Source organism: Streptomyces sp. AM 2-1-1, from assembly GCF_029167645.1.
Lineage (GTDB): Bacteria > Actinomycetota > Actinomycetes > Streptomycetales > Streptomycetaceae > Streptomyces.
Genome location: NZ_CP119147.1, coordinates 2756533 through 2783166 on the forward strand (window position 1 = coordinate 2756533; position 26634 = coordinate 2783166).

The 26634-nt window shown below is 70.9% G+C and carries 20 protein-coding genes and 1 tRNA gene; 8 read left to right on the forward strand and 13 right to left on the reverse strand.

What is annotated here, in order from left to right; all coding sequences use genetic code 11:
- Positions 1-55 precede the first annotated feature (55 nt).
- The 4 genes from PZB77_RS11630 to PZB77_RS11645 form a co-directional block, all read right to left on the reverse strand.
- Entirely contained in the window at positions 56-1180 is a 1125-nt protein-coding gene (locus tag PZB77_RS11630; protein WP_275492513.1) for a GuaB3 family IMP dehydrogenase-related protein, read from the reverse strand.
- Between the two features lie 143 nt (positions 1181-1323).
- On the reverse strand, positions 1324-2826 hold the full coding sequence (guaB, locus tag PZB77_RS11635; protein ID WP_275492514.1) for an IMP dehydrogenase: 1503 nt from the start codon (positions 2824-2826) through the stop codon (positions 1324-1326).
- Between the two features lie 171 nt (positions 2827-2997).
- A complete protein-coding gene (locus tag PZB77_RS11640; RefSeq protein WP_275492515.1) occupies positions 2998-3573 on the reverse strand; it encodes a sigma-70 family RNA polymerase sigma factor in 576 nt (191 codons plus the stop codon).
- A 462-nt stretch (positions 3574-4035) separates the two neighbouring features.
- Complete coding sequence (locus PZB77_RS11645; protein WP_003948568.1) at positions 4036-4647, reverse strand: response regulator transcription factor; 612 nt, start codon at positions 4645-4647, stop codon at positions 4036-4038.
- Between the two features lie 468 nt (positions 4648-5115).
- On the opposite strand from PZB77_RS11645, the gene PZB77_RS11650 reads away from it, so the two are divergent.
- On the forward strand, positions 5116-5493 hold the full coding sequence (locus PZB77_RS11650; protein WP_275492516.1) for a WhiB family transcriptional regulator: 378 nt from the start codon (positions 5116-5118) through the stop codon (positions 5491-5493).
- Positions 5494-5597: 104 nt separating this feature from the next.
- On the opposite strand, the gene PZB77_RS11655 is transcribed toward PZB77_RS11650, so the two are convergent.
- Positions 5598-6488 carry a LysR family transcriptional regulator gene (locus PZB77_RS11655; RefSeq protein ID WP_275492517.1) on the reverse strand — a complete coding sequence of 297 codons (891 nt, stop codon included), beginning with the start codon at positions 6486-6488 and terminating at the stop codon, positions 5598-5600.
- 171 nt (positions 6489-6659) lie between these two features.
- Here PZB77_RS11655 and PZB77_RS11660 point away from each other — a divergent pair, with 171 nt between their 5' ends.
- From PZB77_RS11660 to PZB77_RS11670, 3 genes are all read left to right on the forward strand, one after another.
- Positions 6660-8420, forward strand: coding sequence for a DUF262 domain-containing protein (locus PZB77_RS11660; protein ID WP_275492518.1), 1761 nt, complete (start codon positions 6660-6662; stop codon positions 8418-8420).
- Positions 8421-8465: 45 nt separating this feature from the next.
- Positions 8466-9725 (forward strand): HipA domain-containing protein, encoded by a 1260-nt coding sequence (locus PZB77_RS11665; protein ID WP_275492519.1) that lies wholly within the window; start codon positions 8466-8468, stop codon positions 9723-9725.
- A 183-nt stretch (positions 9726-9908) separates the two neighbouring features.
- Positions 9909-10589 (forward strand): MOSC domain-containing protein, encoded by a 681-nt coding sequence (locus PZB77_RS11670; protein ID WP_275492520.1) that lies wholly within the window; start codon positions 9909-9911, stop codon positions 10587-10589.
- A gap of 56 nt (positions 10590-10645) precedes the next feature.
- Here PZB77_RS11670 and PZB77_RS11675 read toward each other — a convergent pair whose 3' ends face one another.
- On the reverse strand, positions 10646-12103 hold the full coding sequence (locus PZB77_RS11675) for an MFS transporter (RefSeq protein ID WP_275492521.1): 1458 nt from the start codon (positions 12101-12103) through the stop codon (positions 10646-10648).
- A 187-nt stretch (positions 12104-12290) separates the two neighbouring features.
- Here PZB77_RS11675 and PZB77_RS11680 point away from each other — a divergent pair, with 187 nt between their 5' ends.
- Entirely contained in the window at positions 12291-12743 is a 453-nt protein-coding gene (locus PZB77_RS11680; RefSeq protein WP_275492522.1) for a MarR family transcriptional regulator, read from the forward strand.
- A 247-nt stretch (positions 12744-12990) separates the two neighbouring features.
- Here PZB77_RS11680 and PZB77_RS11685 read toward each other — a convergent pair.
- The 7 genes from PZB77_RS11685 to PZB77_RS11715 all read right to left on the reverse strand — a co-directional run bounded on the left by PZB77_RS11685 (position 12991) and on the right by PZB77_RS11715 (position 21588).
- Positions 12991-13076: transfer RNA gene (locus tag PZB77_RS11685), tRNA-Leu, on the reverse strand.
- A gap of 396 nt (positions 13077-13472) precedes the next feature.
- The gene (locus PZB77_RS11690; RefSeq protein ID WP_275492523.1) at positions 13473-15917 is read right to left on the reverse strand and encodes a glycoside hydrolase family 2 protein; all 2445 of its coding nucleotides are present in this window, start codon (positions 15915-15917) and stop codon (positions 13473-13475) included.
- Positions 15914-16831, reverse strand: a complete 918-nt coding sequence (locus tag PZB77_RS11695; protein ID WP_275492524.1) for an ATP-binding cassette domain-containing protein — start codon at positions 16829-16831, stop codon at positions 15914-15916. The genes PZB77_RS11690 and PZB77_RS11695 overlap by 4 nt, the downstream gene beginning before the upstream one ends.
- Positions 16816-17757: an ABC transporter ATP-binding protein gene (locus tag PZB77_RS11700; RefSeq protein WP_275492525.1), complete on the reverse strand. Its 942-nt coding sequence runs from the start codon at positions 17755-17757 to the stop codon at positions 16816-16818. The genes PZB77_RS11695 and PZB77_RS11700 overlap by 16 nt, the downstream gene beginning before the upstream one ends.
- A 4-nt stretch (positions 17758-17761) precedes the next feature.
- A complete protein-coding gene (locus PZB77_RS11705; RefSeq protein ID WP_275492526.1) occupies positions 17762-18691 on the reverse strand; it encodes an ABC transporter permease in 930 nt (309 codons plus the stop codon).
- Positions 18688-19683: an ABC transporter permease gene (locus tag PZB77_RS11710; RefSeq protein ID WP_275492527.1), complete on the reverse strand. Its 996-nt coding sequence runs from the start codon at positions 19681-19683 to the stop codon at positions 18688-18690. Before PZB77_RS11710 ends, PZB77_RS11705 begins: the two co-directional genes overlap by 4 nt.
- Positions 19684-19857: 174 nt before the next feature.
- Positions 19858-21588, reverse strand: coding sequence for an ABC transporter substrate-binding protein (locus PZB77_RS11715; RefSeq protein ID WP_275492528.1), 1731 nt, complete (start codon positions 21586-21588; stop codon positions 19858-19860).
- 255 nt (positions 21589-21843) lie between these two features.
- On the opposite strand from PZB77_RS11715, the gene PZB77_RS11720 reads away from it, so the two are divergent.
- The 3 genes from PZB77_RS11720 (at position 21844) to PZB77_RS11730 (ending at position 26513) form a co-directional block, all read left to right on the forward strand.
- A complete protein-coding gene (locus PZB77_RS11720) occupies positions 21844-22878 on the forward strand; it encodes a LacI family DNA-binding transcriptional regulator (protein ID WP_275492529.1) in 1035 nt (344 codons plus the stop codon).
- Between the two features lie 247 nt (positions 22879-23125).
- On the forward strand, positions 23126-23896 hold the full coding sequence (locus PZB77_RS11725) for an ABC transporter ATP-binding protein (RefSeq protein ID WP_275492530.1): 771 nt from the start codon (positions 23126-23128) through the stop codon (positions 23894-23896).
- 85 nt (positions 23897-23981) lie between these two features.
- Positions 23982-26513, forward strand: a complete 2532-nt coding sequence (locus tag PZB77_RS11730) for an ABC transporter permease (RefSeq protein WP_275492531.1) — start codon at positions 23982-23984, stop codon at positions 26511-26513.
- Positions 26514-26634 lie beyond the last annotated feature (121 nt).

Here is a 26634-nt window from a genome sequence, read left to right on the forward strand (position 1 = left end):
GAGGGCCCCGACCATCTGCGGTCGGGGCCCTCCTCCGTGCGGATGCGGTGCGGGATCAGCGGCGGTGCTGCGAGTCCGCCACGGTGACCTCGACGCGCTGGAACTCCTTGAGGTCGCTGTAGCCGGTCGTGGCCATCGCGCGGCGCAGGGCGCCGAAGATGTTCATCGAGCCGTCCGGGGTGTGCGACGGACCGGTCAGCACCTCCTCGGTCGTACCGACCGGACCCAGGTCCACCAGCTTGCCGCGCGGCACGTCCTCGTGGACGGCCTCCATGCCCCAGTGGCGGCCGCGGCCCGGAGCGTCGGTGGCGCGGGCCAGCGGGGAGCCCATCATGACAGCGTCCGCGCCGCAGGCGATGGCCTTCGGGAGGTCGCCGGACCAGCCGACGCCACCGTCCGCGATGACGTGCACGTACCGGCCGCCGGACTCGTCCATGTAGTCGCGGCGGGCACCCGCCACGTCCGCCACCGCGGTCGCCATCGGCACCTGGATGCCGAAGACGTTGCGGGTGGTGTGGGCGGCGCCGCCGCCGAAGCCGACCAGCACACCCGCCGCGCCGGTGCGCATCAGGTGCAGGGCGGCGGTGTACGTGGCGCAGCCGCCGACGATCACCGGGACGTCGAGCTCGTAGATGAACTGCTTGAGGTTGAGCGGCTCGGCGGCACCGGAGACGTGCTCGGCGGAGACGGTCGTGCCGCGGATGACGAAGATGTCCACCCCGGCGTCGACGACGGCCTTGGAGAACTGGGCGGTGCGCTGCGGCGAGAGCGCGGCGGCGGTGACGACACCGGAATCGCGCACCTCCTTGATGCGCTGCCCGATCAGCTCCTCCTGGATCGGCGCGGAGTAGATCTCCTGGAGGCGGCGGGTCGCGGACTCGACCGGCATCTCGGCGATCTCGTCGAGCAGCGGCTGCGGGTCCTCGTGGCGGGTCCAGAGACCTTCCAGGTTGAGGACGCCGAGTCCGCCGAGCTCACCGATGCGGATGGCGTGCTGGGGGGACACGACGGAGTCCATGGGAGCGGCCAGGAACGGCAGCTCGAAGCGGTAGGCGTCGATCTGCCAGGCGATCGAGACCTCCTTCGGGTCCCGGGTCCGGCGGCTCGGTACGACAGCGATGTCGTCGAATGCGTATGCCCGGCGGCCGCGCTTGCCGCGCCCGATCTCGATCTCAGTCACGATGTGTGGCCTTTCCCTCTACGTCTGCGCTGACCAGTATCCCCGACACGTGTCGGAGGCGGCGTCCGGCCATGATCCGCCAGACACCGCTGAGGGGCGGCCCGGGAAACCCGGCCGCCCCTCCCGCACCCCGTCGGTGGGTGCTACTTCCTGCTGTAGTTCGGCGCCTCGACCGTCATCTGGATGTCGTGCGGGTGGCTCTCCTTGAGACCCGCGGAGGTGATGCGGACGAAGCGGCCCTTGCTCTCCATCTGGTCGACGGAGGCGGCGCCCACGTAACCCATCGTCTGGCGGAGGCCGCCGACGAGCTGGTGGAGGACGTTGCCCAGCGGACCGCGGTAGGGCACCTGTCCCTCGATGCCCTCGGGGACGAGCTTGTCGTCCGAGGACACCTCGGCCTGGAAGTACCGGTCCTTGGAGTACGACCGGCCCTGACCGCGGGACTGCATGGCGCCCAGCGAGCCCATGCCGCGGTACGACTTGAACTGCTTGCCGTTGATGAACATCAGCTCGCCCGGGGACTCCTCGCACCCCGCGAGGAGACTGCCCAGCATCACGCTGTCCGCTCCCGCGGCGAGCGCCTTGCCGATGTCGCCGGAGTACTGCAGGCCGCCGTCGCCGATCACGGGGACCCCCGCGGCGCGCGCGGCGAGCGCGGCCTCGTAGATCGCGGTGACCTGCGGGACGCCGATGCCGGCGACCACGCGGGTGGTACAGATCGAGCCGGGTCCGACGCCGACCTTCACGCCGTCCACGCCGGCGTCGATCAGTGCCTGGGCACCGTCGCGGGTGGCGACGTTGCCGCCGATGACGTCTATGCCGACGCTCGACTTGATCTTCGCCATCCAGGAGAGGGCGTTGCTGTTGTGGCCGTGCGAGGTGTCGACGATCAGGAAGTCCACCCCGGCGGAGGCGAGCGCCTGGGCGCGGTCGAGCGCCTCGGGGCTCGCGCCGACCGCCGCGCCGACCAGCAGACGGCCTTCGGCGTCCTTGGCGGCGTGCGGGTACTGCTCGGCCTTCTTGAAGTCCTTGACCGTGATGAGGCCCTTGAGGATGCCGGCGTCGTCGACCAGCGGCAGCTTCTCGATCTTGTGGCGACGGAGCAGCTCCATCGCCTCCACGCCGGAGATGCCGACCTTGCCGGTGACGAGCGGCATCGGCGTCATGACCTCGCGCACCTGGCGCGAACGGTCGGACTCGAAGGCCATGTCACGGTTGGTCACGATGCCGAGGAGCTTGCCCGCGGCGTCGGTGACCGGCACCCCGCTGATACGGAACTTCGCGCAGAGCGCGTCCGCCTCGCCGAGGGTGGCGTCGGGGTGCACGGTGATCGGGTCGGTGACCATCCCGGACTCGGACCGCTTCACCAGGTCGACCTGGTTCACCTGGTCCTCGATGGAGAGGTTGCGGTGCAGTACGCCGACGCCGCCCTGACGGGCCATCGCGATGGCCATCCGCGACTCGGTCACCTTGTCCATGGCGGCCGACAGCAGGGGGATGTTCACGCGCACGTTGCGGGAGATGAGGGACGAGGTGTCGACCGCGTTGGGCAGGACCTCGGACGCGCCCGGCAGCAGCAGCACGTCGTCGTATGTCAGCCCGAGCGTGGCGAACTTCTCAGGCACTCCGTCGACGTTTGCAGTCATGACACCTTCCCCAAATGGTCTTGATCGGTGCGGATGTCCATGCTAACGGCCTTCCGGGGTGTCTCATTCCACGAGCAAGATCACCCGCGCTTTCCGTAGCTTCCTACGGGGAGCCGGGCGCCGTGCGTGCCCGGGCCCGCTCCCGCCGGGCACCCACCGGTGAGGTGGGGATCACTGCTCCGCGAGGGCCCGGAGCCGGCTGAGCGCGCGGTGCTGGGCGACGCGGACCGCGCCGGGGGACATGCCCAGCATCTGTCCGGTCTCCTCGGCGGTCAGGCCGACCGCGACCCGCAGGACGAGCAGCTCGCGCTGGTTCTCCGGGAGGTTGGCGAGGAGCTTCTTGGCCCAGGCCGCGTCGCTGCTGAGCAGGGCGCGCTCCTCCGGGCCGAGGGAGTCGTCGGGGCGTTCGGGCATCTCGTCGGACGGGACGGCCGTGGAACCCGGGTGGCGCATCGCGGCGCGCTGCAGGTCGGCGACCTTGTGCCCGGCGATGGCGAAGACGAACGCCTCGAAGGGGCGGCCGGTGTCACGGTAGCGGGGCAGCGCCATGAGGACGGCGACGCACACCTCCTGCGCGAGGTCCTCGCCGAAGTGACGGGCGTCACCGGGCAGCCGGTTCAGCCGGGACCGGCAGTACCGCAGGGCGAGAGGGTGGACGAGGGCGAGCAGATCGTGGGTGGCCTGCGCGTCGCCGTCCACGGCCCGGTGCACCAGGGCAGCGATCACCGTCGTCTCGTCGTCACGCATCGGACCATGGTGCCCCGGTGCCGACCGGTCCGCGTCATCGCGTTCCGAGTTGTGCACCGAAGCGTTACGAGCGGGTGCGCCGGATGTCATGTCCTGCGCCCTCCCCTTCCGCTGGATCCGCTGGACCGAATCGTTCCCGAGGAACTCCACAGTTCAAGGATGCGTCATCGGCCGGGAAGCGTCACCCATCGCCTCCGCGACCGTTCCGCCACGGGTGGGCCGCCCCGTCCGCGCCGTCCGTGGCCCCGTCCGCGGGTCGGCGGACGGGGACGGCTCCGGCACGGGGGACGGTCACGCCCAGAACCTGTCGGGTGGCCTCCGACCGGCCGGCCGCGCCCGGGCACGCACGCTTCCCACCGGGTCGAAAAGCCCTGATGGCTCCGGCTACGAGGCCGTCCCGGCGCCTCGGCCCCGTACGCACCCGACCGCGTCCACCACCCGGTCGGAGGGCGCCCGACAGTCTCAGCGCACCAGACCCCAGCGGAATCCGAGGGCCACCGCGTGGGCGCGGTCCGAGGCCCCGAGTTTCTTGAAGAGTCTGCGGGCGTGGGTCTTGACCGTGTCCTCGGAGAGGAAGAGCTCGCGCCCGATCTCCGCGTTGGATCGGCCGTGGCTCATGCCCTCGAGCACCTGGATCTCCCGCGCGGTGAGCGTGGGGGCCGCGCCCATCTCCGCGGACCGCAGCCGGCGCGGGGCGAGCCGCCACGTCGGATCGGCCAGCGCCTGGGTCACGGTGGCCCGCAGCTCGGCACGCGAGGCGTCCTTGTGCAGGTAGCCGCGGGCGCCGGCGGCGACCGCGAGCGCGACCCCGTCCAGGTCCTCGGCAACCGTCAGCATGATGATCCGCGCCCCGGGGTCGGCGGAGAGCAGCCGCCGGACGGTCTCCACTCCCCCCAGGCCGGGCATGCGCACGTCCATCAGAATCAAATCCGAACGGTCGGCTCCCCAGCGGCGGAGGACTTCCTCGCCGTTGGCCGCCGTCGTCACTCGCTCGACGCCGGGCACGGTCGCAACCGCACGACGGAGCGCCTCTCGGGCGAGCGGGGAGTCGTCGCAGACGAGGACGGATGTCATGACCGTCCTCCGCAGCTGATGCGCGTCACCTTGAGCCTCCAGGCTGATACAAGTCGTCACCTGTGCGGTTGACCCCCTCGGACATGTGCCCGAGCCGGTTCGTCGCCAACCGCCTCCGCACTCTCAACGATGGTCACTCGAAAGAGTTACGGGTCGGACCGTAGGGTTCGGCACTCTACGTGAAGGGCCGCACACGGAGCGGATCGGCGCGGGCCCTTCACTCTTCAACCGAAACTTCACGGGTCGGCGTGCCCTATTTGGCGGCTTTTCTTCCCTTTTGCTGGTGTCTGTGACTAGATTCGCAATCAGTCATATTTACATCTACTACGACCGTAGATGTGCGGTCGCGGCTCGGTCACTGAGGAACTGAGGAACCGAGGAACCGAGGATCGGCCACCGACGGACGACGACGGACTGCGATTGCCGGGACGACGTCTCCGGCAGAGCACGGTTTCGAGGGGACAAGCAATGGCAGATTTCTCCCGCCTTCCCGGGCCCAACGCGGACCTGTGGGACTGGCAGCTGCTCGCGGCCTGCCGAGGGGTCGACAGCTCACTCTTCTTCCACCCCGAGGGCGAACGCGGAGCCGCCCGGAGCGCCCGCGAGACCTCGGCGAAAGAGGTGTGCATGCGCTGCCCGGTACGCGCCGAGTGCGCCGCCCACGCGCTGGCGGTGCGCGAGCCCTACGGCGTGTGGGGCGGCCTGACCGAGGACGAACGCGAGGAGTTGATGGGCCGGGCCCGCAACCGGCTGATCACGGCCGCGCACGCCGCCCCGCCCGCTGCGGCCGTGCACGCCGCCGCCGCGGACGACGCCGGCCCGGCCGACGGCGCGCATCAGGACTGACCCGCTCGCCGTCCCGTACCGCAGTAACGTTTCCGCAGTTCCGCGCCCACCCTCCGTGACCGGGCACCCGCACGGCTCGCACGGAAGGGCGCTCCGTCGTGCGTTCAGCGGGCCGCGGCCAGGGAGAGCTGGTCCAGGGTGGCCGCCACCGCCGGGACCCGCGCCAGGTCCGGCAGGGTCAGGGCCACGATCTCGCGCTCGATGGCCGGCTCCACCGTCACGGTCACGGCCCCCTTGGGGCGTACCGACTCGATCGCCAGTGCGGGCAGCACCGCCACGCCGAGACCGGCGCCGACCAGTCCGATCACGGCGGGGTAGTCGTCGGTGGCGAAGTCGATGCGCGGGGTGAAGCCGGACTCCTCGCACACTTCCACGAGCTGGCGGCGGCAGCGGGGGCAGCCGGCGATCCAGGGTTCGCCGGCGAGTTCGCCGATGCCGATCGCGTCCGTCCCGGCCAGCCGGTGGTCCTCGGGCAGCAGCCCGATCAGCCGGTCCGCGAGCAGCGGGCGGACCACCAGGTCGTCCCACTCCACGCCCGGGTCGCCGTACCGGAACGCCAGGGCGATGTCGCAGTCTCCGTCCCGGAGCATCTCCACCGATCGCGGCGGTTCCGCCTCCACCAGCGAGACCTGGGTGCCGGGGTGCTCGGCGCGCAGCGCGGCCAGCGCACTCGGGACGAGGGTGGAGCTCCCACTGGGGAACGAGACGAGCCGCACCCGCCCCGCGCGCAGCCCGGCGATGGCGGCGACCTCCTCCTCGGCGGCGGTCAGCCCCGCGAGGATGCCGGAGGCGTGCCGCACGAGGGCCTCGCCCGCCTGCGTGAGCCGCATCTCCCGGCCGGTACGGATCAGCAGCGGCGTGCCGGCCGACGTTTCCAGCGCCTTCATCTGCTGGCTGATGGCCGGCTGGGTGAAGCCCAGTTCGCGGGCGGCGGCGGAGAACGAGCCGGTGGTGGCGACGGCGCGCAGGACACGGAGATGGCGGGCTTCGATCACCTCTCCACCATAAGCGTCGCTTCTGAACGTCGCGAATAATGGGGAGGTGACTTTGAGTGCCGCAGCGCCGCCGCCTGCGATCCACTGCGGACATACTCAATGGCTCGAAGTTCATGGATCGGCTCGGATGCCGCGTGAAAGGATCTGCTTGCCGCAGGCCACACGGTCGAGATGAGCGCACATGCCCTGGAGACAGCTATGACGACCGGCCCCGGCGGGCTCGACGCACAGCCCACTGCCACCACCTACGAGCTCGGCGACCTGATCCCTCTGGCGTGGGGCGGGCGAATCCGCGTGCCCCACTTCCAGCGCGACTTCCGCTGGCAGAGCAAGGACGTCCTCCGCCTGTTCGACAGCATCGTCAAGGGGTATCCCATCGGCAACCTGCTGCTGTGGGTCCGCAGGCAGCAGTCGGAGAAGTTCATGCTCGGCAAGCTCCGGCTGACGGCTCCGGCGCACGACGAGTCGCTGTGGGTCGTGGACGGTCAGCAGCGCCTGACGAGTCTCGCGAACGCGCTGAGCCCGGTGGGTCACGAGTACAAGCCCTTCAACGTGTACTACGACCTCGCGGAGAGGGAGTTCGTGGAGAGCCCCCACTCCCTGGAAGCGCACCACATCGCTCTCCCCGTGCTTTTCGATCTCAAGAAACTGCTCACCTGGTTCCGGACCGACGGCCTGGGCGCCGCCGATCACTTCGACGAAGCCGAGCGGGTGGCCACCGCACTGCGGCAGTACAAAGTCCCCGCCTACCTCGTCCGCCACGACGACAGAGCTGTCCTGACCGACATCTTCGACCGCATGAACAACTTCGGCCGCAAGCTGAACCGCGGCGAGATCTTCTCCGCCCTGTACTCAGGTGAGGAAAAGGGCTCGGACGAGCGCCTGACTCTGGCCAAGATCTCCGACAACGTGGCCGCCAGGACCGGCTTCGGCAGTATCGATACCGGAACCATCCTCGCGTCGGTCCTCGCGCGTCGCGGCCCGGATCCCATGAGGGACATCCGTGTCGAATTCTCCCTGACCGGCCGCCGCACACAGTCGGAATTCCCGGACGAAGACGAGCCCACGGCCTTCTCCCAGGGAGAGGAAGCTCTGGTTCGCGCAGCCAATTTCCTGATCCAGGAAGCCGGAGTCCCCCACATCTCCCTGTTGCCCTACAGGGCCCTGCTCGTCACCCTCACCCGGTTCTTCGCGCACTTCCCGCATCCGGGAAGGAACAACATCAGGCTGCTGCGAAGGCTGTACTGGCGGCTCTCCCTGGTCGGGCCCATGGTCTTCAGAGGGAGTTTCACGCAGTTCAGTCGCACCCTCGGCGGGAAGATCCGGCCCGGCGACGAGGAGGGCTCTCTCCACGCCATGCTGGCCACGATCGCCGATGCGGCCCCGGTCCGTCCCAGCGCCGATCGCTTCCGCACCAACGAGGCGACGACGAAGATCATTCTGAGTGCGTGGTGGTCGCTGGGCCCGCGTTCGCTCACCACCGGCGAGGAACTGGACGCCCAGAGTCTGAACGCCCTGCTGGAGCAGGACAGGACGGCGGCGAATGCCGCTCCCATGATCTACCCCCGCTTCGGGGATGCGCGGTCCCGGTTGTCGCCCGCCAACCGCCTCTTCCTGCCGACCAACATGGACCCCGTATCAGAACTCCCGGCGGCCCTGGCGATGCAGCCGCCGGAAATCGAGGACAGGGATTGGGACGCGGTACTGGCCTCGCACCAGCTCAACCGCGAGGTCGCGGAGCTGGCCAACCGGGATCGCGATTCTTTTCTGGCGAAGCGCCAGGACACCATCCGGGAACAGTTGGTCCGCTTCATCGACCACATGGCGGAGTGGGACTACGAGGACACGCCCACGTTGGATTCTCTCGACTTGGACGATGAATTCAACGAGAGCGAAGAGCCCGACATTCCGATTGTGCCCGAGGGGTACTGATCGCCGTACGGAGACCGATCGACAACCGAACGGACAACTAGGATCATGGGCGCCACCAGCGAGAATTATTATGCGGTTCTCCTTCATGGGCTACGCGTCGGGACGCTGTGTCAGAAGGGTGACTACACACGCTTCGTCATGAGCGATCGCTACCTTGACGACCCCCAGCGTTCCGTTCTGGGACTGCGATTCGAGGAGAATCTCAGAGCGCCCTACGCATCCGCCCTGCGGCTGCCCAAATGGTTCTCCAACCTCCTCCCCGAGGGTCCCCTTCGCGAATGGATCGCGGACGATCGGGGGGTCTCGCTGGATCGGGAGATGGAGCTCCTGGCCCAGGTCGGCCACGATCTGCCGGGAGCCGTCCAGATCCTGAAGGCGGAGGGGCCCGAAGAGGACTGGGAGTGGCAGGACCCCTCCGCAGGAGGAGACGTGTCCGCGGGAGGAGCGGACGGACCTTCGCCGTGGCGCTTCTCGCTGGCAGGGGTGGCGCTCAAGTTCTCGATGCTGTCGCACGGAGACCGGCTCACGGTGCCGACGGGGGGTGAGATCGGCGACTGGCTGGTCAAGTTCCCCGACTACCGGCACGCCGATGTCCCGCGCAACGAGTACGCGATCATGTCACTCGCCAAGTCCGTCGGCATCGACGCGCCCGAGGTACGTCTGCTCCACCGTGACCAGCTCGAAGGGCTGCCCCATCGCATGTGGCCCAACTCCGAGGTGTGGGCGTACGCGGTGCGGCGTTTCGATCGCACGGCGGACAGGAAGCGCACCCGTATCCACATCGAGGACTTCGCACAGGTACGGGACAAGTACCCGCAGGACAAGTACATGTCGTCCTTCGAAACCGTCGCCGCCATCTCCTACCGCAAGCGGGACGTGGCCTCCCTTCGTGAGGCCGCGCGTCGAATCGCCTTCTCCGTGGCCGTCGGGAACGGCGATGCGCACCTCAAGAACTGGTCCCTCATCTATGCGGACGGCCGCAACCCTTCGCTGTCCCCGGTCTACGACCTGGTCTCGACCGTTCCGTACGCCCCGGGAGACGAGACGGAGGATCTGGGACTGAAATTCGGCGGAAGCAAGCGCTTCGACCGTGTCGGACTCTCCGCCTTCGAGCGGCTGGAGGGCGCCCTGGACCGGAGATTCGGCACCACCGACGCCCATCTCGCCGCAGTCGCGGGCGACGTGGCACGAGCGGTCCGCGAGAACTGGGGCTCCCACGAAGAGGTGCTGACGACCAATCCCTCGCTGCACAGCGCAGTGAGTTCCTGGATCACCGAGTCGACCGCCCGTCTGCTTGCCGTCTGACAGGACGATCGGACGCGGGCGCGGCTCCGCGTCGAGCGCCTTCCGCGATCGAGACGGCACTTCTGAGAAGACGCTCTCCCCAGCGGTCGTCCGCGTGCTGGTCGATGGGTGCGCCCGGCGGGTGGGGCCACCCTGCTCCGAACGACTCACCCCGTACGACGCGCACGGTCTTAGCATCTCCCCATGCAGCTGCTGACCGTGAACCTCGGAACGCCCCGGTACTCCGCGCACTCCAGCGCTCCCGACGGCCTCACCGGCATCGACAAGCGGCCGGCCGCGGGCCCGGTACGGGTGACCGACCCCGGCCCCAAGGGGACCGGCGGCAGCGGTCTGGCCGGGGACGCGGTGTGCGACCTGCGCCACCACGGCGGGAGCGACCAGGCGGTGTACGCCTACGCACGGGAGGAGCTCGACGCCTGGGAGGAGAAGCTCGGCAAGCCGCTGCCCAACGGCATCTTCGGCGAGAACCTGACGACCCGCGGCGTGGTGGTCAGCGAGGCGCTGGTCGGCGAGCGGTGGCGGATCGGCCCGGACCTGGTCCTGGAGGTGACCGACGGCCGTATCCCGTGCCGGACCTTCGCGGGGCACCTCACGGAGGAGCGCTGGGTGAAGCGCTTCAGCGAGGAGGCCGCGACCGGCGCCTACCTGCGGGTCATCACCCCGGGCTCCGTCCGGGCCGGGGATCCGGTCGAGATCGTCCACCGCCCGGACCACACGGTGACCGCGGCCCTGGCGTTCCGCGCGTTCACCGACCGCACCTTGCTCCCGAGCCTCCTCCCGGCGGGCGAGGCGCTGCACGCGGAGGCGCTGGCGGCGGCGCGGGAGTACGTGGCGGAGCAGGAGCTCCGAGGGGCCGTCGGCTGAGACGGAAGGGGTCCCCGCACACGCGGTGTGCGGGGACCCCTTCGTACGGCTGCGGGTCAGGCGGCCTCGACGGCGGTCTTCCCGGGCGAGGCGGCCGGGTCGGTCCCGCTCTCCGCGGCCGGGCGGACGAGGCCCGGGATGAAGGCGGCGACGGCGGCGGCGACGAGGGCGACCGCGCAGCCGATGGTCAGGCCGACGCGGAAGCCGTCCTCGGAGGCGAGCGAGTGGCCGCCCAGGTCGATGGTCATCTGCGCGAGGACCACACCGATGACGGCCGAGCCGATGGTCGTACCGAGCGAGCGCATCAGGGTGTTGAACCCGTTGGCGGCAGCGGTCTCGGAGATCGGGACCGAGCTCATGATCAGGGCGGGCATGGCGCCGTAGGCGAGGCCGACGCCGCTGTTGATGACGATGCCGACGATCATCAGGCCCCAGGCGGAACCCATCAGCAGGAGGGAGATGCCGTAACCCGCGGAGATGACCAGGGCGCCGAGGACGAGCGCGATCTTCGGGCCGCGGGCGTTGATCAGCTTTCCACCGAGCGGCGAGACGATCATCATCATCACGCCGCCGGGAGCCATCCAGAGGCCGCAGGCCAGCATCGACTGCCCGAGGCCGTAACCGGTGGCCTCGGGGAACTGGAGCAGCTGGGGCGCGATCAGCATGAAGGAGTACATGCCGACGCCGACCAGGATCGAGGAGATGTTGGTCATGAGGACGCGTGGGCGCGCGGTGGTCCGCAGGTCGACCAGCGGGTCGCGGGTGCGGAGCTCGTAGAAGCCCCAGACACCCAGCGCGACGACCGCCAGAGCGAGGAGACCGAGCGTGGTGCCCGAGCCCCAGCCCCAGTCGGCGCCCTTGGAGATCGCGAGCAGCAGCGAGACGAGTCCTATGGCGAGCCCGATCGCTCCGGGAGCGTCGAAGCGCTGGCCCTTCGCGGCGGCCGGGACGTCGGGGACGAAGGTGTAGATCATCCCGGCGACGATCGTCGCGAGGACCGCGGCACCCCAGAACAGGACGCGCCAGCTGGCGTACTCGGCGACGGCGGCGGAGATCGGCAGGCCGAGGGCGCCGCCGATGCCCATGGAGGCGCTGACCAGGGCGATCGAGCCGCTCAGCTTCTCGGTGGGGACCACGTCACGGAGCAGCGCGATGCCGAGGGGCACCATGCCCATGCCCATGCCCTGGAGTCCGCGTCCGACGATCATCGGGACGAGGGAGGAGGCCAGTGCGCAGACCACGGATCCGATGATCAGCGGAACGCTGCACGCGAGAAGCATCCGGCGCTTGCCGATGAGGTCGCCGAGGCGGCCCGAGACCGGCACGCACACGCCCGAGACGAGAAGCGTGATGGTGATGACCCAGGCCGCGTTGGATGACGAGGTGTGCAGGATCTGCGGGAGTTCCGCGATCAGGGGGGTCACCAGGGTCTGCATGACCGCGGCGACGGTGCCGGCCAGGGCCAGCGTCGTGATCACGCCGCCTGCGCGGGCCGTGGGCTGGGGGGCGTCCATAACGCGATTCCTCGATGTGGGTCGGGGCCGTGGGCCGGGGCCTGCGGGGTGCAAAGAATGAGCATCGTACAGGCCTATTGCATCATGCATGTGATGTGCCCGATGCATATCTTTGTGCAAAGATATGCCCGGGACGCCCTCGGGGCACGGGGCAGCGGCCCGGCAGGAGACTGGAGGCATCCCGCTCATGGACAGGGCCGTCGAAGACGTCGAGTACGAGCAGATGCTGCTCAACCGCCACGGACTGAACCAGCGGAAGGGACGCCGTGAGAACGGCGTCCTGGAGCGCAGCGCGTACATCCTGCTCAGTCGCATCCGCGTCCAGGGGCCCATGTCCGTCGGGGAGTTGAGCGAGGCCTTCGATCTCGACGCCTCCACGCTCAACCGCCAGACCGCGGCTGCCGTGCGTGCCGGACTCGTGGAGCGCATCCCCGACCCGGCGGGCGGCGTGGCCCGCAAGTTCCGCATCACCGCCGAGGGCAGACGCATCCTCGACGAGGAGCGCGAGGGAACGGTCGCCTCCCTGGGCCGGGTCATGGCCGACTGGCCGTACCAGGACGTCGCCGCCTTCGCCGGCTACCTCCGCCGCTTCAACACCGACCTCGAACGGCTCGGCGGACGACCCTGGCCCAGGCCCTGAGCGCGGGGCGGCACGACGGGGCGCCAGGGCCTGCCGGGTGCGGGGTCCGCCTGCTCCGGTGCGGGGTCCGCCCGCTCCGGTGCTGGGTCCGCCCGCTCCGGTGCTGGGGTTCGCCCGCCGGAGCGCCCTCCTGTCGCTCCCCGTGGTCGATGAGGTGTCGCGGCGATCGGAGGCGCGCGATGCGTCCGCACGGGGCCGCGCCGCCGCGGCTCCGACCCCTTCGGGAGGTCGGAGCCGCGGACGGTGTTGGTGCCCGGAGCCGGACTCGAACCGGCACGCCCCCGAGGGGCAGCGAGGTTTAAGCTCGCCGTGTCTGCGTTCCACCACCCGGGCTGGCGCGCGGCTCCGCGTCGGGTCTCGACCCTATCCGGGGGCGTCCCCCACCAGCGGAGCGGTAGCGCGATGTTGTCTTATTTTATTGACCGCTTGATGGGTCGTCAGACCACGTCCCGAGGTCATGACCATGGACCCGTCCCGATCATGGTCCCCAGCCCCGGCACACGGGATTGACGGAAAGTCGCCGCACTCTTACGGACCAATGCGCCGGATCTCCACCACCGTTCGCCAGGGCCCCGCCACCCCCGCACCACCCCGGTCCCCGCCCCCGTGCTCCCCGGGCGCCCCGACCGCGCCTCCCCGCCGCCCGTCCGGGGACCGCCCGGGGACCGCCCGGGGGCCGTTCAACGGCCCGTCCGGCACCTCCCCGGCACCTCCCCGGCGCCTCTCCCGTCAGCAGCCGACGGTGTCGTTCACGCAGCGCAGCACCGGCTTCCTCGTCAGGGCGTCCGGGTCGGCGAGCCGTGCCCCGGTGACCCGGAAGACGGTGGTCTCGCCGGGGAGCAGGGTCACCAGCATCCTGTCCACCCGGGCTGCCGGGGCCAGGCGGTCGGGGAAGAGCGCGAGGTCGCGCAGGAGGGTGCGGGCGGTCACCCGGACCTCGTACCCCTCCGGGGCCGCGCCGTCCTCGGGGTACGGAGTGACGGTCGCCGTCCAGCGGGCCGGGGGGAGGTCCAGGGCGGTGTCCTCCGCGTAGAACTCCACGGTCCGCTCCTCCCCCAGCCGTACCACCAGGAGTTCGCGCGCCGGGTCGGCCGGCTGTGCGACGGACGGTGGGAGGGGTACCCGGGTGGCGTCCCGGGCGGCCGTGGCGACGGGCAGCCGCTCCTCGGCCAGCACCGTGCCGTCCAGCGCGTGCCGGGTCAGGTGGAGGGTGCCGTCCCAGGGTGCGGCGGCGTCGTTGACCAGGTGAAGGGCGGAGTCGCGGAGGACGGCGAGGCGGTCGGCGTAGACGGAACGCAGGGCGTACCACAAGGGCTTGCGGCGGCCGTCACCGTCGAGGGCGGACCAGGAGACGACCGGCCAGCAGTCGTTGAGCTGCCAGACGATCGCGCCCGTGCAGTACGGGGCCTGGGAACGGAAGTGGCGGATGCCGAAGGCGACGGCGCGGGCCTGGTTGAGCTGGGTGAGCCAGTGCCAGTCGTCGAAGGCGTCCGTACCGGTGCCGCCCGGTCGCGGGAGGTGGTCGCCGAGACCCCGCAGCAGTTTGGCGTCGCCGTCCTCCGCCTTCTGGTGGTGGCGTACGTACGGGGCGTCGGGCGCCAGTTCGCCGCTGACCGCGCGCCGGAGGGTGGCGTACGCGGGCGGGCCCTGGAACCCGAACTCGGCGACGAAGCGGTGGGCGTGGTCGGCGTAGTGCCGGTAGTCCACCCGGTTCCACACGTCCCAGAGGTGGACGGTGCCCAGCGACGGTTCGTTCGGGGGGAGTTCGGGCGACCCGGAATAGGGGGAACCGGGCCAGTACGGGCGGGTGGGGTCGAGTTCGGCGCAGATCGCGGGGAGCAGGTCGTGGTAGTAGCCGTGGCCCCAGGTACGGTCGCCGAGCTCCTCGGCCCAGCCCCAGTCGGCGTGGCCCTCCAGGTTCTCGTTGTTGCCGCACCACAGGACCAGCGAGGGGTGCGGGGCGAGCCGGTCGACGTTCTCCCGGGCCTCGGCGGCGACCTCGTCGTACAGCGGCTGCTCCTCCGGGTAGGCGGCGCAGGCGAAGGGGAAATCCTGCCAGACCAACAGGCCCTTCTCGTCCGCGAGTTCGTAGAAGTCGTCACTCTCGTAGAGGCCGCCTCCCCAGACCCGTACGAGGTTGACCCCTGCCGCGACCGCTTCGTCGAGGCGGTCGGAGAGGTGGTGCCGGGTGATCCGGGACGGGAAGCAGTCGTCGGGGATCCAGTTCACCCCGCGGACGAAGACCGGCTCGTCGTTGACCGCGATCCGGAACGCCTCACGCTCCAGCGAGACCGTGCGGAAGCCGGTCCTGCCCTGCCAGGTGTGGTCGCCGAGCCGGACGGTGACGGTGTGGAGCGGCTGGTCACCGTGGCTGTGCGGCCACCACCGCTCGGCCCGCGGGACGGCCACCACCAGGGTGGCGGCGGACTCGCCGGCCGGGACCGTGAAGGGGTGCCGCTCCCCGGCGACGTCGGCGTACGCGGTGAGGGCCCCGCCCTCCTCGCCCCCGGCACCCCGGCGGTCCACCGTGAGGGTCGCCGAGAGTCTCGGCACCCCGTCCGGGTCCACGTCGCCGAGGAGCTTGACCCCGGCGATCCGGGGGCCGGTCCAGCTCTCCAGGGCGGCCGGGCGCCAGATGCCGGAGGTGACCAGGGTCGGCCCCCAGTCCCAGCCGAAGTTGCACGCCATCTTCCGGATGAAGGCGTACGGCTCCGCATAGGCGCCGGGCCGGTCGCCGAGCCGCTCGCGCAGGGCCTCCGCGTAGGCGTACGGGGCGGTGAAGCGGACTTCCAGGGTGTTGGCCCCCTCGCGGAGCAGGTGTTCGGCCGGGAAGCGGTAGGAGCGGTGCTGGTTGGCGGTGCGGCCGAGCTCGGTGCCGTTGAGGGTGAGCGTGGCGACGGTGTCGAGACCGTCGAAGCAGAGGTCGGCGCGGTGCTCAGCGGCGGCCGGCCGGTGGAAGGTGGTGGTGTACGTCCAGTCGGTGCGGCCGATCCAGCCGAGCCGGTTCTCGTTGTCGTCCAGGTACGGATCGTCGATGAGCCCCGCGGCGAGGAGATCGGTGTGGACGCAGCCGGGGACCGTGGCGGGTACGCCGTCGGCCGGGAGGGACACGGGGACGGGGCCGCCCGCGCGGAGCGTCCAGCCTTCGGCGAGGGGCAGTCGGTGGAGTGTCACGCGGGGGTCCTTCCGCAGTCGGGGAGTCCGGCGCAGGCCACGAAGTGGTCGTCCTCCGCCTCGTGGAGACCGGCGGAGTCACCGGGGTCCGCCGCGCCCCGGTGGTACGCGCAGCTCTCCACCGGCTCCGGCGGGTCCCAGGGGGTGTTGAGCCGGGGGACGGCGGCCAGCAGCGTCCGGGTGTACGGGTGCAGGGGGTTGCCGAACACCTTCTGGGTGTCGCCGCGTTCGACGACCCGGCCGCGGCGGAGCACCACGGTCCGCTCGGCGAGGTAGGTGCCGAGGGAGAGGTCGTGGGTGATGTAGAGGACGCCCAGCCCGCGTTCCTTCAGCCCGGCCAGCAGGTTGAGGACGTCGATGCGGGTGGAGGCGTCGAGCATGCTGGTGATCTCGTCGGCGACCAGGAAGCTCAGGTCGAGCAGGAGGGCGCGGGCGATGAGGAGGCGCTGGAGCTGGCCACCGCTGAGCTGGTGGGGGTAGCGGCCGAGCACCTGCCCGGGGTCGAGGCGTACGTCCCGGACGGCCTTCTCGACGCGCTGCTCCCACTCCCGGTCGGGGACTCCGGGATGGTAGGCGCGGCGGATCATGGCGAAGACGCGGTCGGCCTTGAAGACGGGGTTGTAGCAGGAGAAGGGGTCCTGGAAGACGCCCTGGACGCGGCGGTAGAAGTCCTTGCCGGGGCGGACGGGGGTGCCGTCCAGGGTGAGGCTGCCGCCGGAGACCCCGGTGAGGCCGAGGACCATGCGGCCGATGGTCGATTTTCCGCTGCCGCTCTCGCCGATGAGGGAGACGACCTCACCGGGCGCGGCGTCGAAGGAGACCCGGTCGACGGCGGTGACCGAGCCGCCGCCGAAGGCGCCCGCGCGGTAGGTCTTGGTGACTCGGTCCAGGGTCAGCATCATGCCTTCCAGCACGCGACGGAGTGGCGGGGGGCGATCTCGACGACCGGCGGCTCCTCGGCGCACCGGGCGTCGGCGAGCGGGCAGCGGTCGCGGAAGCGGCAGCCGGCCGGCGGGTCGAGCAGGGAGGGCGGGGAGCCGGCGATCCCGCTGAGCGGCCGGTCGCGGTGGCGTACGCCGACCTGGGGCAGCGAGCCGAGCAGCATCCGGGTGTACGGGTGGCGGGGCTCGGCGGTGAGGGTCCTGGTCGGCGCCTTCTCGGCGAGCTTCCCCGCGTACATCACCATGATCGAGTCGGCGATCTGCGAGGTGAGGGCCAGGTCGTGGGTGATGAAGAGCATGCTGGTGACGAGGCCCGCGTCGCGGAGCCCGGTGAGCGCGGTGACGACGGCCTTCTGGGTGGAGACGTCGAGGGCGGAGGTCACCTCGTCGGCGATCAGGACGGCCGGGTCGAGCAGGGTGGAGATCACCATGACGGTGCGCTGCTTCATGCCGCCGGAGAGCTCGATCGGGTAGCGGTCCAGCACGTCCCGGTCCAGGCCCACCAGGTCGAGCCGGCGGTGGAGTTCGGCGGTGTCCACGCCCACCCCGCGCGAGGCGAGGAGTTCGCGGATCATGCGGCCGATGCGCCGGGTCGGGTTGAGGGCGCTCATCGAGTACTGCGGTACGAGCGAGATCCGGTGGAAGCGGAAGGCGTTCATCGCCCGGTCGTCGGCGATCGGCACGGCGTCGCCGTCGAGGGTGACAGTGCCGCCGGCGTGGCGCATCCGTCCGTCCAGCCGGATCAGCGACTTGCCGAGGGTGGTCTTGCCGCAGCCCGACTCGCCCGCCAGGCCGAGGATCTCGCCGTCGGCCACGTCGAAGCCGACGCCGTCCAGCGCCCGGACCTCGCCGCGCAGGGTGCGGTAGTGGACCCGCAGGTCGGTGACGGTCAGCGTCATGTGCTCAGGACTCCCTCAGCTTCGGGTTGAAGACCTCGTCGAGGCCGACGTTGGCGATGTACAGGGCGCCGACGATCGCGGTGATCCCGGCGCCGGGCGGCACGAACCACCACCACATGCCGAGGCTGAGCGCGCTCCACTGCTGGGCGCTCTGGAGCATCAGGCCGAGCGAGACGCCGCCGGTCGGACCGAGGCCGATGAAGTCGAGCGAGGAGGCGATGAGGACGGAGCCGCCGAAGAGCAGGATGAACATCATGAAGAGGTAGGAGCTCATGTTGGGCGCGATCTCGCGGAACACGATCCGCCAGGTGCCGTTGCCGCTGAGCCGGGCCAGGTCCACGAACTCGCGGGTGCGCAGGGTGAAGGTCTGGGCCCGGATGGCGCGCGCCGCCCAGGGCCAGGAGGTGAGCCCGATGAAGACGCCCTGCACGGGTACGGAGCGCACCCCCAGGTACGCGTTGATGATGAGCAGCACGGCGAGCGCCGGGATCACCAGCACCACGTTGGTGACCATGGTGAGGAGCTCGTCCAGCACGCCGCCCCGGTAGCCGGCGAAGAAGCCGACGAGCATCGCGACGACGGCGGCGATGGCCCCGCCCACCACGCCCACCAGGAAGGTGGCGCGCAGCCCGTGGACGAACTGCGCGTACACGTCCTGGCCGAAGGTGGTGGTGCCCATCCAGTACGTGGAGTCGGGCGGCGCGGCCTGCGGGCCGCCGTAGGCGTTCGGGTCGGTGGTGTCGAGCAGGGGCGGGCCGATCAGCCCGAGGAGGAGCAGGGCCAGGACGACGGCGGAGCCGATGAGCAGTTTCGGGTTGCGGACGGCGTAGTGCAGGGTCTCGCGGACGGAGCCGGCCGGCTTCTTCTCCGCGGTGGGTGCGGTGGGTGCGGAGGGGCCGGCGTCGCCGCCGGCCGGTCCGGGCGGCGCGCTCATGACTGGCCTCCTGCCATGCCGGTACGGGTCCGGGGGTCCACGAGGACGTAGACGACGTCGATGACGAAGTTGGCGATCAGTACGCCGATGACGATGAAGAGGAACGCCCCCTGGAGCAGGAAGAAGTCCTGGTTCTGGATGGCGGCGAGGATGAGCGAGCCGAGTCCGGGATAGGCGAAGACGATCTCGGTGACCAGCGCTCCGGCCACCAGTACGCCCAACTGCAGGGCGAGGCCGGTGATCTGGGGCAGCACCGCGTTGCGGAACGCGTAGCGCCGGATGAGCCGCTGCGGTGCGCCGAGGGCGGAGAGGTAGGAGGAGTAGTCGGACTCCAGCTCGTAGATGATCATGTTGCGCATGCCGATGGCCCAGCCGCCGAGGGCGACGAGGAAGAGCGAGAGGAACGGCAGTACCCAGTGGTGCGCCAGGTCGGCCACGAAGTCCAGGCTCCAGCTGGGCTGGATGTCCAGGCTGTAGCCGCCGGAGATCGGGAACCATCCGGCCTTGGAGCCGAGGGCCCAGGCGAGGATCACCGCGATCCACATGTACGGCATCGCGGTCAGCAGGTAGCCGGCCGGCAGCACGGTGTTGTCGAGCACCTTGCGGCGGGCCGCGAGCGCGCCGGCCCAGTTGCCGGCGATCCAGCTGAGCAGCACCGCCGGGAGCATCAGCCCCAGGGTGTACGGGAGGGCGTCGAGCAGTACGTCGGAGACGGGGGTCGGGAAGACCCATACGGAGATCCCGAAGTCGCCCTGGAGCAGGGCGCCCCAGAAGTGGAGGTACTGCTGCCAGACGGGTTCGTCGAAGCCGAAGAGGTTGTTGTAGTAGCCGCGCATCGCCTCGGCCGCCTCCGGCTGGGAGACGCGGGCGCGGGAGACCATGGACGCCACCGGGTCGCCCGGCATGAAGCGCGGGATCATCCAGTTGACGGTGACGGCGACGACGAACGTCAGCGCGTAGACCAGGAGTTTTCGGGCGAAGTAGCGGCGCAAGGGAGCTCCCGTCGAGGTGCCCCGCCGGGCGCGCGCGTGTCAGGGCGGCGCGCGCGGCGGGGCGGTCAAAAGGCCGGGCGGCGGCGTGGGCGCCGGGCGGCGTGAGGGCGGCGAAGGCGGGGCGGCCGGGGCGGTACGGGCGCTGGGGCCCGCGGTACCGGACCGGCCGCGGGGCTACTTCGCCGGCTTGAGCTGGGTCAGCATCTCGAAGCCGCCCATCTCCAGCCAGTTGCGCCAGAGCGCCGGCGCGTGGGTGGGCGCTCCCTCGGCGTCCGAGGGCCAGTTGGTCCAGGTGCCGGTGGTGGACTGCGACCAGAGGCCGTTGTACCAGAGCGGGATGATCGGCATCTCGTCCAGCTGGATCTTCTGGAGCCGGCTCGTCACCGCCTTCATCCCGGCGGCGTCGTCGGTCGGCACCCCGCCGAGCCGCTGGACCAGCTTCCACGCCTCCGGGTTCTCGTACCGTCCGAAGTTCACCGTGTTCTGCTGCTTCTGGACGGGGAGCTGGAACATGTACTCGTAGTACGTCCACGGGGTGTTGGAGAGCTGGCGGTCGTTGTTGATGACGAGGTCGAAGTCGCCCTTCGCGCGCTGCTCGCTGAGGGCGTTCTGGTCGGGGAACTCCGTGGTGACCGAGATGCCCGCCGCCTTGGCGCCGGCGGCGATGACCTTGGCTGCTTCCATCCAGTCGGTCCAGCCGGTGGGCACGGCCAGCTTGAGGCTGATCTTCGACCCGTCCTTGTTCTCGACCAGTCCGTCGCCGTCCTTGTCACGGTACCCGGCGTCGGCGAGGGTCCGCTTCGCGCCGGCGGTGTCGTACGAGAACCCGTCGGAGGCCACCACGCCCTTGTCGACGTAACTGTCCCACTGCGGGAGCAGACCGGTCGGGTCGGCCTTCTTGACCAGGTCGCCGTAGACGCCCTTCACGATCTTGTCGATGTCCACGGAGGCGGCGAGCGCCTTGCGGAAGGCGGCGTCGTCCAGCGGCGTGCGGGTGGTGTTGGGGACCAGCCAGGCGGTGTTGGCGGAGAGCATGTAGGGGGGCTCGTCGTAGTACGACACGACCTTCTTGGACTTGACCAGCGAGGAGGCACCGGGCAGGAAGTTGTTGCTCAGGTCGAGCTGCCCCTGGCCGAGCTGGCCGATGACGACCTCGTTGCTCGGGTTGGAGACGTCGACGATGTAGCGCGGCGCGGGCGTCATGCCGAGCGCCTTCGTGCCCCACCAGTCGTCACGCCGCTGCCAGACCACCCGGTCCTGGGACTTGCTCTTGAGGGTGTACGCCCCGCTGCCGACCGGCTTGTCGTTGACCCCGTTGAGGATCTCCTCCTCGGAGCGGCCGCTCCACACGTGCTCGGGGACGACCGGCTGGCCGTAGAGGGTGAAGTCCCACTCCTGGTAGTGGGCCTCCTCGAAGGTGAACCGGACGGTCGTGGCGTCGACCGCCTCGGCGCCGGAGAGCCAGCTCCACAGGGAGTGGAAGGAGGACGCCTCGATCTTTCCGAGGCCGTAGGAGTAGGCGACGTCCTTCGCGGTGAGCGGTTCGCCGTCGGCCCAGGTGATACCGGCCCGCAGCTTCACCTCGTAGGTCTTCGCGTCCTTCCAGCCGCCGGACTCGGCGAGCCAGGGGTTCAGCTTCCCGGTGTTCGGGTCGAAGTGGAACAGCGTCTCGTAGACCAGCCCTTTGGTGCCGGTGGCGTGGTCCCAGCTGCGCAGCGGGTTGTAGTTGGCCGGAGGCCCCCACTGCGTACCGGTGGTGTAGAGCGTCTCCTCGCGCGGTAACGCTCCGCCCTGCGTGCCGCCCGGACCCTTGCCCGTCACCGGACTCCCCCCGGTGCACGCGGTGGCGGTGAGCGCGATCACGGCGAGTGCGGTGGCGATCCGCACCCGGATACCCGTCCCCATAGCCCTTCCTCTCCCCGCCGTTCCTGCGAGCGGAGTCACTGAACCGGGTAAGTGCCGTGAAGGTATGAGGGCCCGGGAAGCGTGTCAAGGGTGTGCGCGGGAGCGCTCCCACCCTTGCCGGTCAAAGGAGTTGACGGTACCTTCGAGCCCGGACGGGGGTCCCGGGGAGGCATTCGGGCAGGCGGGGGCGACACGGTCCGGCGAGGGCCGACGGCTACGATGCCGGTCGACACGAACCGGTTAAGTGAGGTCCCCTTGCCCAAGAACCGCCCGACGATCGCCGACATCGCGCTGCGCGCCGGGGTCTCCAAGGTCGCGGTGTCCTACGCGCTCAACGACCGCCCGGGGGTCTCCCCCACCACGCGTGCCGCCATCAAGGCCATTGCCGAGGAGATCGGCTGGCAGCCCAACAGCGCGGCCCGCGCGCTCACCCGCGCCCGCGCCGAAACGGTCGGCCTCGCGCTCTCCCGCCCCGCCCGGATGCTCGGGGTGGAGCCGTTCTTCATGGAGCTGATCAGCGGCATCGAGAGCGAACTCTCGGCGCGGGGCTGTGCGCTGCTGCTGCAGATGGTGAGCGGCCCGAGGCAGGAGCTGGAGGTGTACCGGCGCTGGTGGGGCGAGGGACGGGTGGACGGGATCTTCCTCGCCGATCTGCGGGAGCCGGCCCCGGGCGAACCGGACCCGCGCGTCACCGGCGTCGCCGGTCTCGGGCTGCCGGCCGTCGCGATCGGCCACCCGTCCGCGGCCGGACCGCTGACCCCGGTGTGGTCCGACGACGCGGCGGCGCTCCGCGACACGTGGTCCTATCTGCACGCGCTCGGCCACCGCCGGGTGGCGCGCGTCGCCGGGCTGGCGGAGCTGACCCACACCCTGCTGCGGGACCGGGCGCAGCGGGAGATCTGCGCCGACCTCGGCCTGGGGGCCCCGGTGGTGGTGCACACCGACTACTCGGGCGACGAGGGCGCGCACGCGACCCGCCGGCTCGTCAGCTCCCCCGAGCGGCCGACCGCGATCGTCTACGACAACGACATCATGGCCGTCGCGGGTCTCTCCGTCGCCCAGGAGATGGGGCTGGACGTGCCCGCCGACCTCTCGCTCGTCGCCTGGGACGACTCGCAGCTCTCCCAGGTGGTCCGGCCGCCGCTGACCGCACTGGGCCGGGACGTCGCGGCGTACGGGGCGCTGGCCGCGCGGACCCTGCTGACGCTGGTGACCGAGGGCGCGGCCGAGGGCCGCGAGGACGCCACCGCCCGGCTCGTGCCACGCGGATCGACGGCGCCGCCGCGCTGACCTGCCCTGATGGCCGGCGGTGGGGATGTCATACCGCAGGAGGAGACGGGGCCCGCGCCGTGCGACTCAAGTGGGCCACCGAACGGGCACCGGGGCTGACGACCGGAGCACCGGGGACACGGAGGATGGAAGGGCCCGAAGGTGCCGCCGGTACCGGGGCGCCGGCCCGGTGCGTCCTCCCGGGCAGGCGGCCGGTGCGGGGGTGCCCGGGAGTCCTCCCCGTCCCCGTCCTCCCAGGAGCGCCCCCATGACCACCGCACCCCCCGTCCCCCGTGCCACCGGCGTCGCCGCGCGCGCCACGGAGCTGTCGAAGGTCTACGGCCAGGGCGAGACCCAGGTGGTCGCCCTGGACCGGGTCTCCGTGGACTTCCCGCAGGGTGAGTTCACCGCGATCATGGGGCCGTCCGGCTCCGGCAAGTCCACGCTGATGCACTGCGTGGCCGGGCTCGACACGTTCAGCTCCGGGTCAGTGCGAATCGGCGGGACCGAGCTGGGCTCGCTCAAGGACAAGCAGCTCACCCAGCTCCGCCGGGACAAGATCGGCTTCATCTTCCAGGCGTTCAACCTGCTGCCGACGCTCACCGCGCTGGAGAACATCACGCTGCCGATGGACATCGCGGGCCGCAAGCCGGACGCGGCCTGGCTCCAGCAGGTCATCGACATGGTGGGACTCTCGGACCGGCTCAAGCACCGGCCGACCCAGCTCTCCGGCGGCCAGCAGCAGCGCGTCGCGGTCGCCCGCGCCCTCGCCTCGCAGCCCGAGATCATCTTCGGCGACGAGCCGACCGGCAACCTCGACTCGCGGTCCGGTGCGGAAGTCCTGGGCTTCCTGCGCAACTCCGTGCGCGAACTGGGCCAGACCGTCGTGATGGTGACCCACGACCCGGTGGCCGCCTCCTACGCGGACCGGGTCGTCTTCCTCGCGGACGGCGCGGTCGTCGACGAGATGGCGCGGCCCACGGCCGACGGGGTGCTGGACCGGATGAAGGCGTTCGACGCCAAGGGCCGCACCAGCTGAGCCGGGGACCGGCCCGGTCCCGTACTCCGTAACGCCCCCCCGGGCACGCCACGCCCTCCTTCGGACCTCATCCCAGGACACCCACATGTTCCGTACCGCCCTGCGCAATGTGCTCGCGCACAAGGCCAGGCTGTTGATGACCGTGCTCGCGGTCATGCTCGGCGTCGCCTTCGTCTCCGGCACGCTGATCTTCACCGACACCCTCGGCAACGCCTTCCGCAACCAGTCCGCCAAGAGCTACGACGACGTGGCCGTGGCCGTGTCGACGGCTTCCGGCCGCCATGACGACAGCGCCGCCGGCCTCGACGCCACGACCCTGGAGAGGATCCGGGCGCTGGACGGCGTGGCCGGCGCCACCGGGCGGGTGTCCGGCTTCGCCGGGGTCGCCGACCGGGACGGCAAGCTCATCGGCAACGGCTGGTCGACCACCGGCGGCAACTTCGCCCCCGGCGAGGACGGCGAGGACGCCTCCTACACCTTCACCTCCGGCGGCGGCCCGGCGAAGGACGGCCAGATCGCCCTGGACGCCTCCTCCGCCGGCAAGGGCCGCTACCACGTGGGCGACCGGGTGCGGGTGGCGACCAACGGGCCGGTGAAGGAGTACACCCTCACCGGCGTCTTCACCACCGAGGACGGGGCGGTCAACGCGGGCGGCAGCCTGGTCCTCTTCGAGGAGGCCACCGCGCAGCGGCTGTTCCTGCGGCCCGGGGAGTTCCAGGAGGCCACGGTCGCCGCGGCGCCCGGCGCCTCGGACGCGCAGCTGCTCGCCGAGGTGAAGACCCTGCTGCCGGAGGGCGCGGAGGCCCGGACCGGACAGGCCCTCGCCGACGAGCAGGCGGAGCAGATCGAGGACGGGCTGGGCAACCTCGACACGATCCTGCTGGTCTTCGCCGGCATCGCGCTCTTCGTGGGCGTCTTCCTCATCGCCAACACCTTCAGCATGCTGATCGCCCAGCGCACCCGTGAGCTGGCCCTGATGCGCGCCGTCGGCGCCTCGCGCCGGCAGGTCAAGCGCTCGGTGCTGACGGAGGCGGCCCTGGTGGGGCTCATCGCCTCGGCGATCGGCTTCGCCCTGGGTGTCGGCCTCGCCGCCGCGCTGCGCTCGGCGATGGGCGTGATCGGCGGGAAGATTCCGGCGGGACCGCTGGTGGTCGCGCCGGGCACGGTGCTCGCCGCGTTCGGCGTGGGTGTCGTGATCACGGTCCTCGCCGCCTGGCTGCCCGCCCGACGGGCGGCGAAGATCGCCCCGGTGGCCGCCATGAGCAGTGTGCACGCGGTGGCGAGCACCCGTTCCCTGGTCGTGCGGAACTCGATCGGCGGCGCCGTCACCCTGCTGGGTACCGCCGGGATCGTCGGCGGCGCGGCGACGGGGGGCACGAACGGCCGGGTGCTGATCGCGGGCGGCGCCTTCCTGGCGCTGATCGGCATCATCGTGCTGATCCCGCTGCTGTCGCGGCCTGCCGTCGCGCTGGTGCGCCCGCTGCTGACCAGGGTGTTCGGGGTCTCCGGGAAGCTGGCCGCACAGAACGCGGTGCGCAACCCGCGCCGTACCGGGGCCACCGCCTCCGCCCTGGCGATCGGGCTGACGCTGGTCACCGGCATCTCGGTGCTGGGCGTCACGCTCGGCCAGGCGGTCGACCGGATGACGACGGACAACATCAAGGCCGACTACATGGTCTCGATGGCGAGCGGCGACGCGCTGGACCCGGCCGCCCTGGAGGCGCTGCGGAAGGCGGACGGCGTCACCGCCGTCTCCCCGCAGCAGGCGAACTGGCTGACGCTCGGCGGCGAACAGCACGCGGCGTCCGGTGTCACCCCGGGGGACATCGAAGAGGTCTTCGCCCTCAAGACGGTCACCGGCTCGCTGGACTCGCTCGCCGCGGGCCGGATCGCGGTCGATGCGGACACCGCGCGGACCAACCACTGGAAGACCGGTGACACGCTGCCGGCGACCTTCGAGGACGAGAAGAAGGGCGAGGTGACGATCGGGGCGACCTACGAGTCGAACGAGTTCCTCTCCTCCCCCGTCCTGCTCCCGGAGGAACTGGCGAACGCCCACAGCGAGGTCCCCGACATCCGGGAGATCTGGCTGACGACGGACGGCGGCGCCTCGGCCGCGAACGAGCGGGCCGTGGTGGACGCGCTCGGCGACAACCCGGCGATGAGCGTGATGGACCGCCAGGACATGCGGGACATGTTCGGCGGCTTCATCAACCTGGCGCTGAACATCATGTACGGCCTGCTGGCGATGGCACTGCTCATCGCGGTGCTCGGGGTGGTCAACACCCTGGCCATGTCGGTCTTCGAACGCAAGCAGGAGATCGGGATGCTGCGGGCGATCGGCCTGGACCGGGCCCGGATCAAGCGCATGATCAGGCTGGAGGCCGTGGTCATCTCGCTCTTCGGCGCGGTGGTCGGCGTGCTCCTGGGGACGTTCCTGGGCTGGGCGATCGGCCGTACGATCGCCTCCGCGATCCCGCACTACGAGCTGGTGATCCCGTGGGCCCGCATCGGGATCTTCCTGGTGCTCGCCGCGCTGGTGGGTGTCCTCGCGTCCCTCTGGCCCGCCCGCAGCGCCGCGCGGCTGAACATGCTGACGGCGATCAAGACGGAGTGACGGGACGGCCGTCGGGGAGAACCGGCGGCCGTGGGGGAGAACTGGGGGCCGTCGGGGAGAACCGGCGGCCGTGATGGAGGACCGGGGGCCGGAGACCGCGTGGGACGCGGTCTCCGGCCCT